The sequence below is a fragment of the Myroides oncorhynchi genome (assembly GCF_020905415.1).
Classification (GTDB): domain Bacteria; phylum Bacteroidota; class Bacteroidia; order Flavobacteriales; family Flavobacteriaceae; genus Flavobacterium; species Flavobacterium oncorhynchi_A.
Genome location: NZ_JAJJMP010000001.1, coordinates 784,166 through 801,250 on the forward strand (window position 1 = coordinate 784,166; position 17,085 = coordinate 801,250).

Consider the following 17,085-nt stretch of genomic DNA (forward strand, 5'->3'; position numbering starts at 1 on the left):
ATCAAATCTATTACTAAACCTATTCAAACAAATTTTATTTACTTTAACACTATTCAAATAGCTAGGATATCATGTTATGACTTACTATCTTAAAAAAACAAAATCAACAGCTTAGACTTGATATTAATTCTAAGCTTAATTGATTCATTGTTTTTATTATATTTACATCAAACAATAACAAATTTCATTTATGAAAACACAAGAATATGAAAGTAACGACTTGATCGAAAGATTACCACAGCATTTGAAACAATTTATCAAGCCGCAGAGCTATCAAGACTATACACCTATCAATCAAGCTGTATGGAGATATGTAATGCGTAAAAATGTTGATTATCTATCTAAAGTCGCTCACGAATCATATCTTGAAGGTCTAGCTAAAACAGGTATTTCTATAGAAAGTATCCCAAGTATGTATGGGATGAATAGAATATTAAAAGAAATAGGCTGGACTGCTGTAGCAGTAGATGGCTTTATACCACCTAATGCCTTTATGGAGTTTCAGGCTTATAAAGTACTTGTTATTGCATCAGATATTAGACAATTAGAAAATATAGAATACACACCCGCACCAGATATTATACACGAGGGAGCAGGGCACGCACCTATTATCGCTAATCCAGAGTATGCTGAATACTTAAGACGATTTGGCGAGATAGGGTGTAAAGCTATTTCTTCAGGTAGAGATTATGAAATATATGAAGCTATCCGACTACTGTCTATTCTTAAAGAGGCTGAGGGTGTAGATTCTGACCAAATCAAAAAAGCAGAAGAGCAAGTAGATTATCTACAGAATCTAACAGAAGAACCTTCTGAAATGGCGTTAATACGCAATCTTCACTGGTGGACTGTTGAGTATGGTCTAATAGGAACTCCTGAAGCCCCAAAGATATATGGAGCAGGATTGTTATCTTCTATTGGAGAGAGTGCTTGGTGTATGACTGACAATGTAAAGAAACTTCCTTATAGCATAGAGGCAGCTTTTCAAGGTTTTGATATTACTAAACCTCAACCTCAGCTATATGTAACACCTGACTTTGCTTACCTAAGTGAAGTCCTAGAAGAGTTCGCAAATAAGATGGCTTTAAGAAAAGGAGGTTTAATGGGAATAAACAAACTGATTGATTCTAAAGCTTTAGGTACGATAGAACTGAATACAGGGTTGCAAATATCAGGTGTATTCACACGTGCTATCGAACACGAAGGCAAACCTGCCTATGTACAGACTATTGGTAAAACAGCTCTATCTTATAGAGAAAAAGAACTAGTAGGACATGGTACAGATACACATCCTCATGGATTTGGTACTGCATTAGGTCGCCTAAAAGGAATCAACTTAGCTATCGAAGATATGAGTCCTAGAGACTTAAAAGCTTATAATCTATATGAAGGAAAACCTGTAACCTTAGAGTTTGAAGGCGGTATCACTGTGTCAGGAACAAATATCACTGGAATTAGAAATATACAGGGTAAGATTATTCTGATTAGTTTCAGCGACTGTACAGTAAAGCATTATGATGAAGTATTGTTCCAACCTGAATGGGGAACTTATGATATGGCCGTAGGAGCTAATGTTATCTCTGCGTTCTCAGGACCTGCAGATTACAACAGTTTTGATTTAATTAATCACGTTCCTTCTAGCCAAACAATAAAGGCAAAGAGAGACGAAAAGAAGATAAAGCTTGAGAACTTATATCAAGAAGTTAGAGCAATGAGAGAAGAGAATAAAGCTGCTAATCTAGACCTTATTTTAGATACTATAAAGGAAGATTACGCTACAGATTGGTTGTTGACAGTAGAAATACTAGAACTAGCTAAAAAAGCTTCTAATACACCATTAGCTGAAAAAGCAATGAGCCACCTAACATCTGTTCAAAGTAACAGACCTGAGGTAGCTCATTTAATCAAAGACGGTATTGAGATAATCAATAAAAGCTTATAAAGCCATATCGAAGACCAAGTCTTTGTCTTGTTGTATCACATTACCTTGATACTCTAGTTTCCAACCTAAAGTTTGGGTAACTATTAATATTTTAGAAAGTTCGCTTATAAGTCGATTCTCTGCATTCGATTTTAAAGTGGACTTTTCTATTTTATCTTCCAAGTCTTTCTTAACCTTAGCGTTAATTTTATTATAATCATCCCCTTTAAAAGGATTAAACTTACTCTGCTCGACATCGAGTATTTGGTAATCAGGATATATCTGTACTTCTGCTTCAGGTATGTATAATAACTGAACTACCTTATTCTTCTCATCTATCTGATATTTCAGTTGACTCAAATCATAAGACACTGTCGCTTTAGCATTGACGATTACAACAGCCTTCTTATCAAAAGAAACCAAGTTCATCAGATACTTCTGCTGATCTTTATAAGTCATCACTTGAGAGAAAGTAGCCTCTGTCACCACTAATTTGCTCACATTCTTTAACTGCTCTTGGATCAGGGCAGTGTTATATTGCATATCATCACTCTTTCCTTTCACTAGGTAGTTATACACTACTACTCCTGAAAACATAAAAAAGAGCACTACAAATATTCCGAAAACTACACGTAACAACTTTCTCATAATTATCTAAAACTCATAAATGGATATTTCTCTAACAAGTAATCTATTTTCTCTACTAATGTATCTAAGAATGCTAAGTGCTGTTCTGCCGTAGGGTTAAATGGTCTGTGATTTAGACCTTTCTGTACATCATCTACCTTTTGCATTATCGGATACATATCTGGATGAATCCAAATAGTATTAAAACGCTCCCATACATAATCTATTGCTAGTTCATTAGGGTGCAGCATATCTGCTTTATAAAAGCGATAATCTCTCAGTTCATCCATCACGATCTCATAAGACGGAAAGTAACTTACAGTTCCCTCATTCTGCTGATCTAACACATCGTGAAGTGCAGCAAACAGGACAGATTTACTTCTCTGATTCTCTATGATACCATCTTTAAAATGTCTCACAGGAGAGACTGTAAAGACTATTTGTATCATAGGGTTGATTGTCTTTACTAATTTAATAATATTAGATAGACTAGCATATACTTCATCATAAGAAAGTAATCTCTTCTTAAAGTTACTCTGAGCTACTTTATGACAATTAGCAACTACCATGCCTGACTCTATATGCTCATACACCCAAGCCGTCCCAAGTGTAATATATAAGAATGTACTCTCTCTTAGAGCAGTCTGCAAGTCAAACAGCTTTACATTTAGTTTCGTCACAATATCCTCTTCGTCTAACTCATTCAAATCCGAATGGGCAATAAAGCTACTCCATACTTCATTATGACAAAACACATCTTCACTTGTGAACTCGTGTCCATTAACAGCATATTCTATCACACGCTCTATCGCGATCGGGTGAAACAGAATACCGAATGGATTCACCACACTCTGGAACTGAAAGTTCTTAAGCTTATCACTTATATTAACAGCAAAACAAGATCCTATAGACAAGATCTTATCGTCATACTTAATTCTATCTTTTGCCTCTTTTATGGGCACGACTGTACTAAACTTCATATCCTATTATCTCTTGAACCTTAAATCCACAACTACCATTTACTGCGAATTAATTCTACTTCACATAGCTTCAATTAGCTCTAAAACCACACTGTAGTGTGCTTTAATCAAATTTTACTCTGTTTAGTATAATTTATTCTCGTTTAAACGTTTTCTGCGTATTTAAGGTTGTATAAAAAAAGATTCTCTACTGAGAATCTTTTTTATGTATATCACTATTTTAAGTAATCTTTAGCGTGTGCTATAGCTTCTGCCATACCTGCTGGGTTTTTACCTCCTGCTGTAGCGAAGAACGCTTGTCCTCCACCTCCACCTTGGATATATTTACCTAACTCGCGTACGATAGTACCAGCATTAAGTCCTTTGCTTTCTACTACATCTTTAGATACATAGCAAGTCAACATCGGTTTGTCATTTGCCACACTTCCGAATAATACATATAAGTTAGAAAATTCATTCCCTAACTCATACGCTAAATCTTTAGCGCCTGAAGCATCTAAATCAACTTCTACAGCTAAGAAAGAGATACCATTCACTTCTTGGACTTGACCTTTAAGGTCGCCTTTTAAGTTCTTTGCTTTTTCTTTTAATAACTGCTCTATTTGTTTTTTAAGCTTAGTATTTTCATCTTGAAGAGTTCCTACAGCTTTTAAAGTATCTTGTGGATTCTTTAATACCATCTTAATCTCTTTTAACAAGATCTCTTGCTCAGTATAGAACTGACGAGCTCCTTTATTAGTAATCGCCTCAATACGACGGATACCAGCTGCTACAGCTCCTTCACTTACTATTTTAAACTGCCAGATATCACTAGTATTTGTTACATGGGTTCCTCCACATAGTTCCATACTCTCACCAAACTTAATAGCACGTACTTCATCACCGTATTTCTCACCAAATAAAGCCATAGCTCCTTCTGCGATAGCCTGAGCCATCGGAATACTTCTGCGTTCTACTAAAGGCAAGTGATCGTGGATTCTATCATTAACGAAAGCCTCTACTTGTGCTAGCTCTTCCTCAGTCACTTTAGCAAAGTGAGAGAAGTCAAAACGCAAGTGCGTAGGTGATACTAGCGAACCTTTTTGCTCTACGTGTGTACCTAATATAGTACGCAACGCTTGGTGTAATAAATGCGTTGCAGAGTGGTTAGCCATTGATTGTTTACGTGCATCTACGTCTACCTTTGCTACTAATGATGCTTCTACATTAGCAGGAAGCTCTCTAACGATATGTAAGATTAAGTTATTCTCTTTCTTTGTATCGATAACTTCGATAGTTTCATTAGCAGATACCAACACTCCGTTATCTCCTACTTGACCTCCTCCTTCAGGATAGAATGGAGTAGCATCTAATACGATTTGGAATAACTTACCATCTTTTTTACTATCTATTTTTCTAAAACGTGTAATCTTTACTTCATTCTCTAATTGATCATATCCTACGAATTGTTCTACGTTACCTGGTATTAATACACTCCAGTCGTCTGTAGATACCTCTGATGCTGCACGAGAACGAGTTTTTTGTTCTAACATCGCAGCGTCAAATCCAGCCTCATCTAACTCAAATCCTCTTTCTCTTAAGATAAGAGCAGTTAAGTCAATAGGGAATCCGAATGTATCGTATAGTTCAAAAGCTTTCACTCCTGAAACTACTTTACCTTCTGTTTGAGCGATTACATTATCTAATAAGTGTAAGCCTTGATCTAACGTTCTTAAGAAAGATGCCTCTTCTTCTCTAATTACGTTCTTTACTAAGTCTTTTTGACTAGTGATTTCTGGGAAGAACTCACCCATCTGAGCGCTTAATACATCTACTAACTGATAGATAAACGGTTCTTTCTTATCTAAGAAAGTAAATGCATAACGAATAGCACGACGTAAAATACGGCGGATAACATATCCTGCACCTCCATTAGAAGGCAACTGTCCGTCAGCAATAGCAAATGCTACAGCTCTAACGTGGTCAACAATTACACGGATAGCGATATTTATCTTCTCTTCTTCTTCATCCTTAGCCTTCATCGTGTATTTACCACCTGTCAGCTCAGATACTTTAGCGATAAGCGGAGAGAATACATCTGTATCATAGTTAGACTGTACACCTTGAAGCACCATACATAGACGTTCAAATCCCATACCTGTATCTACGTGTTGAGCAGGAAGTTTCTCTAATGAACCATCCGCTTTACGGTTAAATTCCATAAATACGTTGTTCCATATCTCTACTACCTGTGGGTGATCACCATTCACTAGTTCATGACCAGGAATAAGTGCTTTCTCATCAGCATTACGGATATCTACGTGTATCTCAGTACAAGGTCCACAAGGTCCTTGATCTCCCATTTCCCAGAAGTTGTCTTTCTTATTACCCATAAGGATACGATCCTTACCGATTAGACCACTCCAGATATCATAAGCTTCTTGGTCGAAAGGGACATTCTCTTCCTCACTACCTTCAAATACAGTAACGTACAAAATATCTTTAGGAATCTTATAAACTTCAGTTAACAACTCCCAAGCCCAATTAATCGCTTTCTCTTTAAAGTAATCTCCAAAACTCCAGTTCCCAAGCATCTCAAACATCGTATGATGATAAGTATCAATACCTACCTCTTCTAAGTCATTGTGTTTACCTGATACTCGAAGGCACTTCTGTGTATCAGTGATACGGTTACTTTTAGGCTTGGCGTTTCCTAAGAAATATTCTTTAAACTGGGCCATCCCAGAGTTATTAAACATTAATGTTGGATCGTCTTTTAGAACGATCGGCGCAGAAGGCACTATCATGTGACCTCTCTCTTCAAAAAAGCTTAAAAACTTCTGACGAATTTCTTGTGATTTCATATCCTTTGGAAACTAAATTATTCTTTTATATTCTTATTATTAAGTTAGTCGCTTACTTGTTAAACATATTATAAATTAACGAATAACTATACTTTATTTTATTCTCTTTGACACTTAAATTACTGATATAACGAAAACATTTTTTAAATTTGTTATCTAACCAACTTCATCCCTTCTAAGAAGGTTCAAAAAGATAGTGCAAAAATAGTGGTTTTTTTAAAATATGGCTAAGGTAAAATATTATTACGACCCTGAAAAATTAGCGTTTCTAAAAATACGTCCTAAAAAGTTTAAACAACTAGGAAATATACTCCTATTTATCATTACTGCGGCTATTTTTGGTGTAATGGGATTGATTTTTTTAATTAACAGTGATATCCTCCAAACTCCTAAAGAAAAGAAGCAAGCAAGAGAAATAGCTGAGTTCAAAACGAATTATACTCTTCTAAACAAGAAGCTTGATCTTATCGCAGAAGTTTTAGATGAATTAGAAGTTCGAGATAATGATATTTACAGAGCCTATTTTAATACAGCTCCTATTCCAGACGAACAACGCAAATCAGGCCTTGGAGGGATTAATCGATATCGCACATTTATTGGATTAAATAATGAACGACTATTAACGGAAACAAATGTCAAGATGGACCAACTACTAAAGCAAGTAGCTATTCAATCGCAGTCACTAGACGATATCATCGCTCTAGCTAAGAAAAAAGAAGAGTTTCTATCATCTATTCCAGCAATACAACCAGTCAAAAATGAAGACTTAAAGAGAATGGCATCAGGATATGGTTACCGAAGCGATCCTTTTACGAAAATTAAGAAATTTCACTCTGGTATGGACTTCTCTGCTGAAGTAGGAACTCCTATTTATGCTACAGGTAATGGTAAAGTGATACGTGCTAATAATGAATTATCAGGATATGGAAATCTTATCGAGGTCGATCATGGATATGGATATCTCACTCGATACGCTCACTTAAGTAAATATCAGGCTAAGGCTGGACAATTAGTTAAACGAGGTGATATCATTGGTTATGTTGGTAGTACAGGACGAAGTTCTGGTCCACACTTACACTATGAGGTACACTACCAAGGGAACGTAGTCAATCCACTGAACTACTACTATGGAGAAATCTCTGCTAAAGAATTTGAACTTCTATCTCAAGAAGCTAACCAAGAAAATCAATCACTTGACTAATGGAATTAAACTTACCTGATAAAAGATACTATAGTATTGGTGAACTAGCAAAAGCATTTGACGTAAATACTTCTTTATTGCGATTCTGGGAAAAAGAATTTGATATTATAAAACCTAGAAAAAACGCTAAGGGAAATCGTATGTTCACTCCTCAAGATGTGCAAAATTTACAACTTATCTATCACCTTGTTAAAGAGAGAGGTTTCACATTAGAGGGTGCAAAAGAACACATGAAAAAAAATGCTAAAGATATTATGGATAACTTTGAGATTATACAAAAGTTAGAAGGAATCAAAACTGCTCTACTAAATATTAAAAATGAACTCTAAATAAAAAAGAAATGAAAAAAGCGTTACCTATTATTATCGTATTAGTTGTCCTAGTTGGTGGATATTTTATGATGTCAATGAACTATAACAACTCTGCATTAGTTTATAAACAAGCTACTGACAAATCTTGGGCTGATGTACAAGGTGCTTACCAACGTAGAACTGACCTTATTGGTAATTTAGTAAACACTGTAAAAGGTGCTGCTGACTTCGAAAAATCAACACTAGAAGCAGTAGTTAATGCTCGTGCTAAAGCGACTTCAGTAACTGTAGATCCAACGAATATGACTCCTGAAAAATTACAAGAGTTCCAACAAGCACAATCTGGTGTATCTAGTGCTTTAGGTCGTTTATTAGTAACTGTAGAGAAGTACCCTGACTTAAAAGCAAATCAAAACTTCTTAAAACTACAAGACGAACTAGCTAGTACTGAAAACCAAATCTTAACGCAACGTACTCGTTTTAACGATGCTGTAGCTGCATACAATGGTTATGTATTAAAAGTACCTGCTAAATGGTTCTTAAGTGAGTATAAAGAAAGACCTTTCTTCCAAGCTGAAGCTGGATCAGAGAAAGCTCCTGAAGTAAAATTCTAATCTAATCAACTATGAGCGGGCTAAGAGACTATCTAACCAAGACAGACGAAGAGGAAATCGTGCTAGCAATAACGCAAGCAGAGAAGAACACTTCTGGAGAAATAAGAGTACACATCGAGACTACATCTAAAAAGCCTCCATACGAGAGAGCACAAGAGGTATTCTTCGAACTAGGAATAGATAAAACTGCTGCTAGAAATGGTGTGTTATTCTACATCTGTACGACCTCTAAAGCTTTCGTGATATTAGGAGATCAAGGAATAGATGATAAAGTCAAAGTAGAGAATTTCTGGGAAGGAACAAAAGAACTAGTGATTAACCACTTTAAGCAAGGCTTATTTAAACAAGGTCTAATCTATGGTATTCTTAAAGCAGGAAGCCAACTAAAAGTTCATTTCCCCTCTTCTGACGAAAATAAAAACGAATTACCAAACGAAATATCTAAAGCATAAACACCAATGATCAAGCTAATATTAAAAGCATATCATTTCATATTAGTGATTATAGCCTTGCTATTATCACAATTCACTTATGCTCAATTTGACGTACCTGAGAAACCATCGTTTCAGACTTCAGTATATGACTATGCAACAATCTTAGATACAAATCAAAAACAACAATTAGAACAAAAATTAATAGCGTATAGTGACTCTACTTCTACCCAAATAGTCTTAATTACCATTCCATCCCTTAAAGGAGAAGATATCGGTATGCTAGGACCTAAATGGGGACAAGAGTGGGGAATCGGCCAAAAGGGAAAAGACAATGGTATCGTTATCTTAATGGCTGCTAAAGAACGCAAGATAGGTATCTATCCAGGTTATGGTGTAGAACATAAGATAACAGCTGGACAAGGAGGAGAAATCATCCGTAATATCATTATTCCTGAATTTAAAAGAAACGACTACTACGCTGGACTTGATAAAGGTACTGATGCAGTATTCGAATTACTAACTGGAACTTATCAAGCAGATAAGACTATTCGCTCAGATGGAGAGAATAGTATAGGAGGTCTTGTATGTTTAGGTGTTATTATCTTTATGATCGTATTCGCTATTATCTCTAGTAACAAGAACAATAAAGGCGGTGGCGGCGGTAACTCCCGCAATCGCAATGTAGCAGGTACCCTACTTGACATCTTAGTTCTTAGTAGCCTTGGCAGTGGAAGTAGCAGAGGCGGAGGTAGCTTCGGTGGAGGTGGTGGATTCGGCGGAGGAGGCGGTGGCTTTGGAGGCGGATTTGGCGGAGGTGGATTCTCTGGTGGAGGATCTAGCGGTAGCTGGTAAACATTTTAAACAAATAATACATAAGCAGGTAATATAGCTCTCAACCAGAGTTTATATTACCTGCTTTTTTTTATACTAGTACATTTCTAATCATTACATATTAACAACATCGTGCATCCATATTGACAGCATTAAAAAGGTTGTTTTAATGGACTCACTATGGACTCACTATGGACTCATCATAGACTCACTCAACATCAAATAAAAAAACAAGAGGATTACAACTGTTTTTGCAGTCATCACCCTCTTGTTTTATTTAATTCTATTATTTGTTACAATCTAATAACTCATCACTCTCATCGGTCTACTTCCTCCCATTCTCCCTTTATTGCCTTTATTTTTAGTTCCTGCGAACTCATTTAGTTTATAAGTAATAGAGAACATCGCGTATCTCTTAAGTACTAAGCTCTCTGAATCTACGATCTGCATGGGGTCGATAGTACGAGTACTACTAGTATTTTGATTTAACACATCATATACTTTTACCTTAGCACTAAACTTATCCTTATAAAAGTCATACGCTAAACTGATATTCCACATATAAAAGTCTTTCTTAAAGCCAGAAGCAATCTGCGAATTAAAATTGTAAGCAAAGTCGTTACCGAAAGTTACTTTCTTTGGCCAATAGGAAGTCGTCTGTATATTAAATCGATGAGTAAAATTAGACGCTTTATCCACAGAGAAGTTTGTATAATTGGTACTATTGTGATTATAGTTATAAGATGGCTTGATGGATAACCACTCGCCATAATCATACGTTAGATACACACGGGGGCCTATTGTATTACTAGTAGCAGTATAAGTAGCTCCATCTATATAACCGTTACTCACTGTTTGATTATATCTAAGCATAATACCGTATCTCAATGTGTGTTCTCCCCACTTGCTATTCTTAAACCAATCTCCCGTTACTCCCCACTGATAATTACCATTAATGTTCTTATAGGTAGAAATAGCCTTCTTATCTTCATCATAAATCACGGAGCCTACGATACTGTTATCATATACACTCAGATTTCCTGAGATACTATATCCTGCTCTAGTCTGGAAGTTATAAGAGCGATAACTAACATTAGCATTATGCTGTCCTGTCGGTTTAAGATCAGGGTTACCTATCGTAGTGCTTAATGGATTAGAAATATCTGTAATATCTAAGAGCTGATTGGCACTCTGATAAGAAACATTATAACGATAGATAGCGAATAAACTGTTATCCTTAGACAAGCGATAATTAAACATCGCATTCACATTCGGATTTACATAACGTGTATCTAAATCATACCATTTCTCATTATAAAGAGCTGTAGCAGTATTCTTAACTATTTGGGTATTCGTAGTTACATTAACATTATACTTATTCTTATTAAGAGCAAAATTCACATAAGGCGACACTGTGTTACCTATGGTCGTATATCTATTCGTTTCTAATATATTCAGATCAGTATATCCTTGTTCCTTCTCATTGTAATTAAATACTTGAAGGTCATTTATACTCTGTCTTCTACTCCACTCTGTACCTACAGAGACACTTAACGAGTCTGTGATAGGCTGTGTAAATTCTACAGAGATACCATAATTATCTGTTGTACTATAATCTTGTCTATACTGTCTACGCCTATCATCTACCTTTTCAGATTGGTAGAACTGAGTTAGCGACTCTCTCAATGCATCATGAGTAGAGTTCTGATTAGAATTATTCATCTCAACACTAAAATATTGCCCTTTCTGCTTAAGTTTTCGAGTATAGCGAGCTGAACTCCCAAAACTAATAGAATTCCCAGTAGATGAATTAGTAGAAGTACTGCTATTTAATTTATCACCCTTCTCGTCAAAAGACATTTGATCACTATTACTATTAGAGAAAGTGTGATCTTTACTAAAATGAGGACTAAAATAAAAAGCGTCTTTCTCTCCTGTATAGTCAATAGATACATTTCCTCTATGCCCTTCGTTCCCTCCTAGTGAAGCAGAATTAGAATCTGTACTAAACTGTCCTGAAGGCAAGAACTTAGTACTCGAAGATTTATTCGCCTGTTCTGTCTCTGCGAAGTTATAATCATAACTACCATTGACCTTTAATTTATCAGACACATCCTCTACAAAATTAAGTCCAAACATACGTGACTCTGTCAATCCTCCACGAGAACGACCAGTTCGCATATTATCAAAGACCTTATCCATAGAGAATCCTACTGCATTAATATTATTAGCAGAACCGATCAAACTGACTTTTCTATGCTTATTAAAGGTGTTTAAGAACAGTCCGCTCTCATAATGATCATCGGTTCCATATCCTCCAGAAACTCTTCCGAAATGCCCTTTATTCTTATCTTCGTCTATTGTGATATTAATACTCGCATCATCAGATCGACTTTTCTCGCCTGTGAATTTCTCTCTCTTCGTCTTCTTATCCGTTATTTGAACTTTCTTTATAATCTCAGCGGGAAGATTCTCTAGAGCAACAGCTCCATCTTCATTAAAAAAAGGCTTACCGTTCACAAGTATTTCATTGACAGGTTTACCATTGACAGTTATCTTTTTATTCTCATCAAGTTGTACACCTGGTAAGTTTTTTAATAGTTCCTCTAGATTCGCATCAGGGCGGACTTTAAAAGAAGAAGCATTAAACTCTAAGGTATCTTTCTTTATGCGGATAGGCGGAGCTTCAGCCACAATAACTACTTCATCAAGCTGGTTGCCATATTCGTTCAGAATAAGTATCTTAAGATCAATATCTTCCGATATACCTTTATCAAACTTCTTGGTAAAGTCTTTATATCCAATCATCGAAATTTTAAATAGCACAGGCTCACTTACTTTATTAAATGCAAGTTTAAAATTTCCTTTTGCATCTGTCATCGTGTACTCTACCAGACTAGAATCCCGCTCTTTAGAAAGATAGACAGTTGCAACCTCAATAGGTTTCTTAAGGCTATCTAGTACAGTTCCAGTCATATTCACCGTACTTTGTGAATAGGCATTCACAAAGGATATTACTAGAAGTAAGCTCAGAAATTTTCTCATAAAAAAAGCGGTCAATGTTAGTACACAAAGACCGCTTGATTATATAAAATATATTATCTACTATTTTTGACGGAAATAAATCTCAATAGGCACACCACTGAAGTTGTACATTTCTCTTAACTTATTCTCGATATATCGTTTGTAAGGGTCTTTGATATATTGTGGCAAGTTAGCAAAAAATACGAATTGCGGCGTAGGTGTAGGCAATTGCATACAATATTTTACCTTGATATATTTTCCTTTAATTGCTGGAGGTGGCGTCTGCTCTACTACAGGCAACATTGCTTCATTAAATTTAGAAGTCGAAATTCTCGCTTTTCTATTTTGATATACTTCTACAGCAGTTTCTAACGCTTTTAATAAACGTTGTTTAGTGATCGTAGACGTAAATATGATAGGCACATCAGTAAATGGCGCTATTTCTTCGCGAATTCTATCTTCATACTGTTTAGCAGTCATTGTATCTTTATCAACTAAATCCCATTTATTAACAAGGATTACGATACCTTTTCTGTTTTTCTCAGCTAACCAGAATATACTTTGATCTTGTCCTTCGAAACCACGTGTAGCATCAATCATCAAGATACATACATCACTGTGCTCAATAGCTCTCACAGATCTCATTACTGAATAGAACTCAAGATCTTCTTTTACTTTTGCTTTTCTACGGATACCCGCAGTATCTACTAAGTTAAAGTCAAAACCAAACTGAGTAAAACGCGTATCAATAGCATCACGTGTAGTACCAGCTATATCAGTAACAATATAACGATCTTCTCCAATAAGTGCATTGATAAAACTAGATTTACCTGCATTAGGACGACCTACCACACAAAAACGTGGTAACTCCTCTTCAGTTTCATCTTTCTCTTCCTCTGGAGGTAAAGCTTTAATTACTTCGTCTAATAAATCCCCTGTACCACTACCACTAATACTAGCAATAGGAAATACCTCACCTAATCCTAAGTTATAGAATTCGAAAGTATCATTCATACGTTTAGAACTGTCTACTTTATTAACAGCTACTAATACAGGTTTAGTCTCTTTGCGCAATAGACGGGCTACTTCAGCATCCATAGGTGTGATACCTTCTTCTACATCTACTACAAATATTATTACATCAGCTTCCTCTATCGCTAGGGTAACTTGATGTCTAATTTCACCTTCAAAAATATCGTCAGAACCCTTAACGTATCCTCCAGTGTCTATCACTGAGAACTCACGTCCGTTCCACTCCGACTTGCCGTAGTTTCTATCACGTGTCACTCCACTAACCGAATCTACGATGGCGTCTCTTCTTTGAATCAAACGATTAAAAAAGGTTGACTTTCCTACGTTTGGTCTACCAACTATGGCTACTATACTACTCATAAATATTTTAAATATGTCGCAAAGTTAGTGTTTCAATGCGATATTATACTGATTATTTTACTATTCCTTACTTCTTTTGGTTATATCCGAAACGACGTAATTGATAGTCGTTAGATCTCCAATCTTTATTCACCTTCACGAAAAGCTCTAAGTGTACTTTCTTTAAGAAGAATTTTTCCATCTCTTCTCTTGCAGTGATACCTACACGTTTAAGCGCAGCTCCTTTATGTCCGATGATAATTCCTTTCTGACTATCACGTTCTACCATAATAACTGCTCTAATACGGATAATAGTTTCATCTTCTAAGAACTCTTCTGTCTCTACCTCTACTGCGTATGGTACTTCTTTATCATAATTAAGCAATATCTTCTCACGAATAATCTCACTCACGAAGAAACGCTCATTCTTATCTGTAAGAGAGTCTTTAGGAAAATAAGGTGGTGATTCAGGTAATAACTCGATGATACGTTCATACACAGCCTGTGTATTAAACTTCTCTAACGCAGAAATTGGGAATATCTCTGCATTGGGAACTTTCTCTCCCCATAGCGCTATTTGTTCTTCCAGTTGAGTCTGATTAGATTTGTCAATCTTATTAAGTAACAACATCACAGGTACCTTAGAGTTGTTAATTCTAGCGAAGAATGCTTCATCTTTTAACTCTCTTTCCCCTATCTCTACCATATAAATCAATACGTCCGCATCCTCAAAAGCAGATTTAACGAAGTCCATCATTGACTCTTGTAATTCGTATGCAGGTTTAATAATACCAGGTGTATCAGAGAATACGATTTGATAATCATCTCCATTCACGATACCTAATATTCTATGTCTAGTTGTCTGTGCTTTAGAAGTGATGATAGACAATCTCTCTCCTACTAAAGCATTCATTAGTGTTGATTTACCTACATTTGGATTACCAATAATGTTAACGTAACCAGCTTTATGCGTCATATTATTTAATTTTTTCAGTGGCAAAGGTAGCTTATATCAATGACATAGGAAAAATTAAATAATATTTATAACAACACTTTATATATATTTAAGTTTTAAATATTCATTGAATATATTGCAACATATAAGTAAAAGGACAAAAATAAAGAGCAAATACTATGACAGAAGAGCATAATAAACATTGGTCTAAAGTAGAATATCTACACGAAACAGTGAAGAATCCAAACATACATATTAAAGGAACAACAAGTTATTATAGCAATGCTTGGTCAGGTAACTTTGAAGAAAGTGTTGTGAGATACTTATATGGAGATGACTATAGTCTTCAGACTTGGAAACCTCTATGGCATATCGATCAGCTATATATAGGATCTCACGTCTGTATAGCAGCAGAAGTAGTAATCCTAATGGGAGGCAATAATACTCATCGCACAGATTGGTTTAGCCTATATCCCTTTAGTGAGACAATACAAGAATCATATCAAGCTAAGGGGAACACAATCATTAGTGATGGAGCTTGGTTAGGAATGCGTTCTATGATTATGCCAGGCATTAAGATAGGTGAAGGCGCTATTATTGCCTCAGGAGCTGTCGTTATAAAGGATGTGGCCCCTTATACTATAGTAGCAGGTAACCCAGCCAAGCCAATAAAACAGCGATTCTCAGAAGAAACAATAAAAAACTTGATTGATTTAAAAATATATGAGTGGCAAGAAGAAAAGCTAAACAAACTACTTAAGCAACTATGTTCCAATGATATCGAATCACTAATAGATGCTCATCATAGGTACAATCAAGCTTCACAGGATATCTAATAGCAAAAAACTTTAAAATATTTCGATAACTAGTTTGTGAGTTCCGAATATTCGTTCTATATTTGCATCACAATAACGCGGGATAGAGCAGTAGGCAGCTCGTTGGGCTCATAACCCAAAGGTCACAGGTTCGAGTCCTGTTCCCGCTACTAAGTCAAGCCACTTCTAACGAAGTGGCTTTTTTTTATGCTTTAATTTTACAGAAAATATTCTTACAAAACTGAGCTAAACTAAGCAAAGCGGAGTAAATAGTAACGAATACTAACTGATAAGATTAGGCGACCACCTATTCTTCTAGTAAACTTTGTTGATACTTATACATATTTATCGCTACACTAAGCACCCCCATATATCCAATACCTAAGACTATCAACCCGATAGATATCTCTTCTAAAATACTGCTCGTCGCAGTAAAATAGCCAATTCCTCCTGCTACGAAAAAGAACAAAACCATACAAGTCATCAATAACAACCCGATAGCTCCCTTCTTTTTATTCTGCCATATCTTTTTTGAGAAGTTATTCTGAGTCTTCGTTGAATCCTGCAACGCAGAAAAACTCACTCCAATCCCCATTAACATTAAAGCGGTATTAAAATTTGGTAGAAAGGTATCTTTAATACCTAAAACAAAAATGTCATAAATAGATTTGCCACAATAAAACAACGCCAATAACATAAACGGGTACTGTAAGTAACTAATGATTTGGAAAGTTCTTTCTATATTCTTCATAAGTCGATAAAATGACGATATTAATTTGTCTAAATTGATTATTACAGCGACTAAAATACTAAATAAATCACAAAATAATAATTTAATACCCTTATTAATTAACAAACAACACTTACACACCCTATCTACTGCCTTATACCCTAACACACTAAACAGATTATAACTAAAGAAATAAAACAATACAAAAAAGCCTAAACAAAAACCATTTTACCTAAACAAATATTAACAACCAAAGTCGATTAGTAAGATTATTGCAACTTGTTCCATTTTGTCAAATCGAATATTGGTTGTACATTTGTACCACAATAGCGCGGGATAGAGCAGTAGGCAGCTCGTTGGGCTCATAACCCAAAGGTCACAGGTTCGAGTCCTGTTCCCGCTACTAAGTGAGAACCACTTCATAATAT

At 35.6% G+C, this 17,085-nt stretch carries 14 protein-coding genes and 2 tRNA genes; 9 read left to right on the forward strand and 7 right to left on the reverse strand.

Going from position 1 to position 17,085, the window contains the following annotated elements:
- Positions 1-190: 190 nt before the first annotated feature.
- Positions 191-1,942 carry an aromatic amino acid hydroxylase gene (locus LNQ81_RS03445; protein WP_229944783.1) on the forward strand — a complete coding sequence of 584 codons (1,752 nt, stop codon included), beginning with the start codon at positions 191-193 and terminating at the stop codon, positions 1,940-1,942.
- Here the strand turns inward: LNQ81_RS03445 and LNQ81_RS03450 are convergent.
- From LNQ81_RS03450 to alaS, 3 genes are all read right to left on the reverse strand, one after another.
- On the reverse strand, positions 1,937-2,569 hold the full coding sequence (locus LNQ81_RS03450) for a DUF4230 domain-containing protein (RefSeq protein WP_229944784.1): 633 nt from the start codon (positions 2,567-2,569) through the stop codon (positions 1,937-1,939). The two genes, LNQ81_RS03445 and LNQ81_RS03450, sit on opposite strands and share 6 nt — an antisense overlap.
- Positions 2,570-2,571: 2 nt before the next feature.
- Positions 2,572-3,528 carry a GSCFA domain-containing protein gene (locus LNQ81_RS03455; protein ID WP_229944785.1) on the reverse strand — a complete coding sequence of 319 codons (957 nt, stop codon included), beginning with the start codon at positions 3,526-3,528 and terminating at the stop codon, positions 2,572-2,574.
- Positions 3,529-3,743: 215 nt separating this feature from the next.
- Positions 3,744-6,371 (reverse strand): alanine--tRNA ligase, encoded by a 2,628-nt coding sequence (alaS, locus tag LNQ81_RS03460; protein WP_229944786.1) that lies wholly within the window; start codon positions 6,369-6,371, stop codon positions 3,744-3,746.
- A 223-nt stretch (positions 6,372-6,594) separates the two neighbouring features.
- Between alaS and LNQ81_RS03465 the strand changes: the two genes are divergently transcribed.
- From LNQ81_RS03465 to LNQ81_RS03485, 5 genes are read left to right on the forward strand one after another with little or no spacing between them, the layout of a single operon-like run.
- Complete coding sequence (locus LNQ81_RS03465; protein ID WP_229944787.1) at positions 6,595-7,572, forward strand: M23 family metallopeptidase; 978 nt, start codon at positions 6,595-6,597, stop codon at positions 7,570-7,572.
- Positions 7,572-7,901 carry a MerR family transcriptional regulator gene (locus tag LNQ81_RS03470; protein ID WP_229944788.1) on the forward strand — a complete coding sequence of 110 codons (330 nt, stop codon included), beginning with the start codon at positions 7,572-7,574 and terminating at the stop codon, positions 7,899-7,901. Before LNQ81_RS03465 ends, LNQ81_RS03470 begins: the two co-directional genes overlap by 1 nt.
- Before the next feature lie 11 nt (positions 7,902-7,912).
- Positions 7,913-8,497: a LemA family protein gene (locus LNQ81_RS03475; protein ID WP_229944789.1), complete on the forward strand. Its 585-nt coding sequence runs from the start codon at positions 7,913-7,915 to the stop codon at positions 8,495-8,497.
- Between the two features lie 11 nt (positions 8,498-8,508).
- Positions 8,509-8,949, forward strand: a complete 441-nt coding sequence (locus LNQ81_RS03480) for a TPM domain-containing protein (protein ID WP_229944790.1) — start codon at positions 8,509-8,511, stop codon at positions 8,947-8,949.
- Positions 8,950-8,955: 6 nt separating this feature from the next.
- A complete protein-coding gene (locus LNQ81_RS03485) occupies positions 8,956-9,783 on the forward strand; it encodes a TPM domain-containing protein (RefSeq protein ID WP_229944791.1) in 828 nt (275 codons plus the stop codon).
- A 279-nt stretch (positions 9,784-10,062) separates the two neighbouring features.
- Here LNQ81_RS03485 and LNQ81_RS03490 read toward each other — a convergent pair whose 3' ends face one another.
- The 3 genes from LNQ81_RS03490 to era form a co-directional block, all read right to left on the reverse strand.
- The gene (locus tag LNQ81_RS03490) at positions 10,063-12,807 is read right to left on the reverse strand and encodes a TonB-dependent receptor (protein ID WP_229944792.1); all 2,745 of its coding nucleotides are present in this window, start codon (positions 12,805-12,807) and stop codon (positions 10,063-10,065) included.
- Between the two features lie 60 nt (positions 12,808-12,867).
- The gene (gene der, locus LNQ81_RS03495) at positions 12,868-14,178 is read right to left on the reverse strand and encodes a ribosome biogenesis GTPase Der (RefSeq protein WP_229944793.1); all 1,311 of its coding nucleotides are present in this window, start codon (positions 14,176-14,178) and stop codon (positions 12,868-12,870) included.
- 67 nt (positions 14,179-14,245) lie between these two features.
- Positions 14,246-15,133 carry a GTPase Era gene (era, locus tag LNQ81_RS03500; protein ID WP_229944794.1) on the reverse strand — a complete coding sequence of 296 codons (888 nt, stop codon included), beginning with the start codon at positions 15,131-15,133 and terminating at the stop codon, positions 14,246-14,248.
- A 158-nt stretch (positions 15,134-15,291) separates the two neighbouring features.
- Here era and LNQ81_RS03505 point away from each other — a divergent pair, with 158 nt between their 5' ends.
- Positions 15,292-15,948, forward strand: a complete 657-nt coding sequence (locus LNQ81_RS03505) for a CatB-related O-acetyltransferase (protein ID WP_229944795.1) — start codon at positions 15,292-15,294, stop codon at positions 15,946-15,948.
- A gap of 76 nt (positions 15,949-16,024) precedes the next feature.
- Positions 16,025-16,097: transfer RNA gene (locus tag LNQ81_RS03510), tRNA-Met, on the forward strand.
- 137 nt (positions 16,098-16,234) lie between these two features.
- Here the strand turns inward: LNQ81_RS03510 and LNQ81_RS03515 are convergent.
- Positions 16,235-16,678: a hypothetical protein gene (locus LNQ81_RS03515; RefSeq protein ID WP_229944796.1), complete on the reverse strand. Its 444-nt coding sequence runs from the start codon at positions 16,676-16,678 to the stop codon at positions 16,235-16,237.
- 309 nt (positions 16,679-16,987) lie between these two features.
- Between LNQ81_RS03515 and LNQ81_RS03520 the strand changes: the two genes are divergently transcribed.
- Positions 16,988-17,060: transfer RNA gene (locus LNQ81_RS03520), tRNA-Met, on the forward strand.
- Positions 17,061-17,085: the final 25 nt, after the last annotated feature.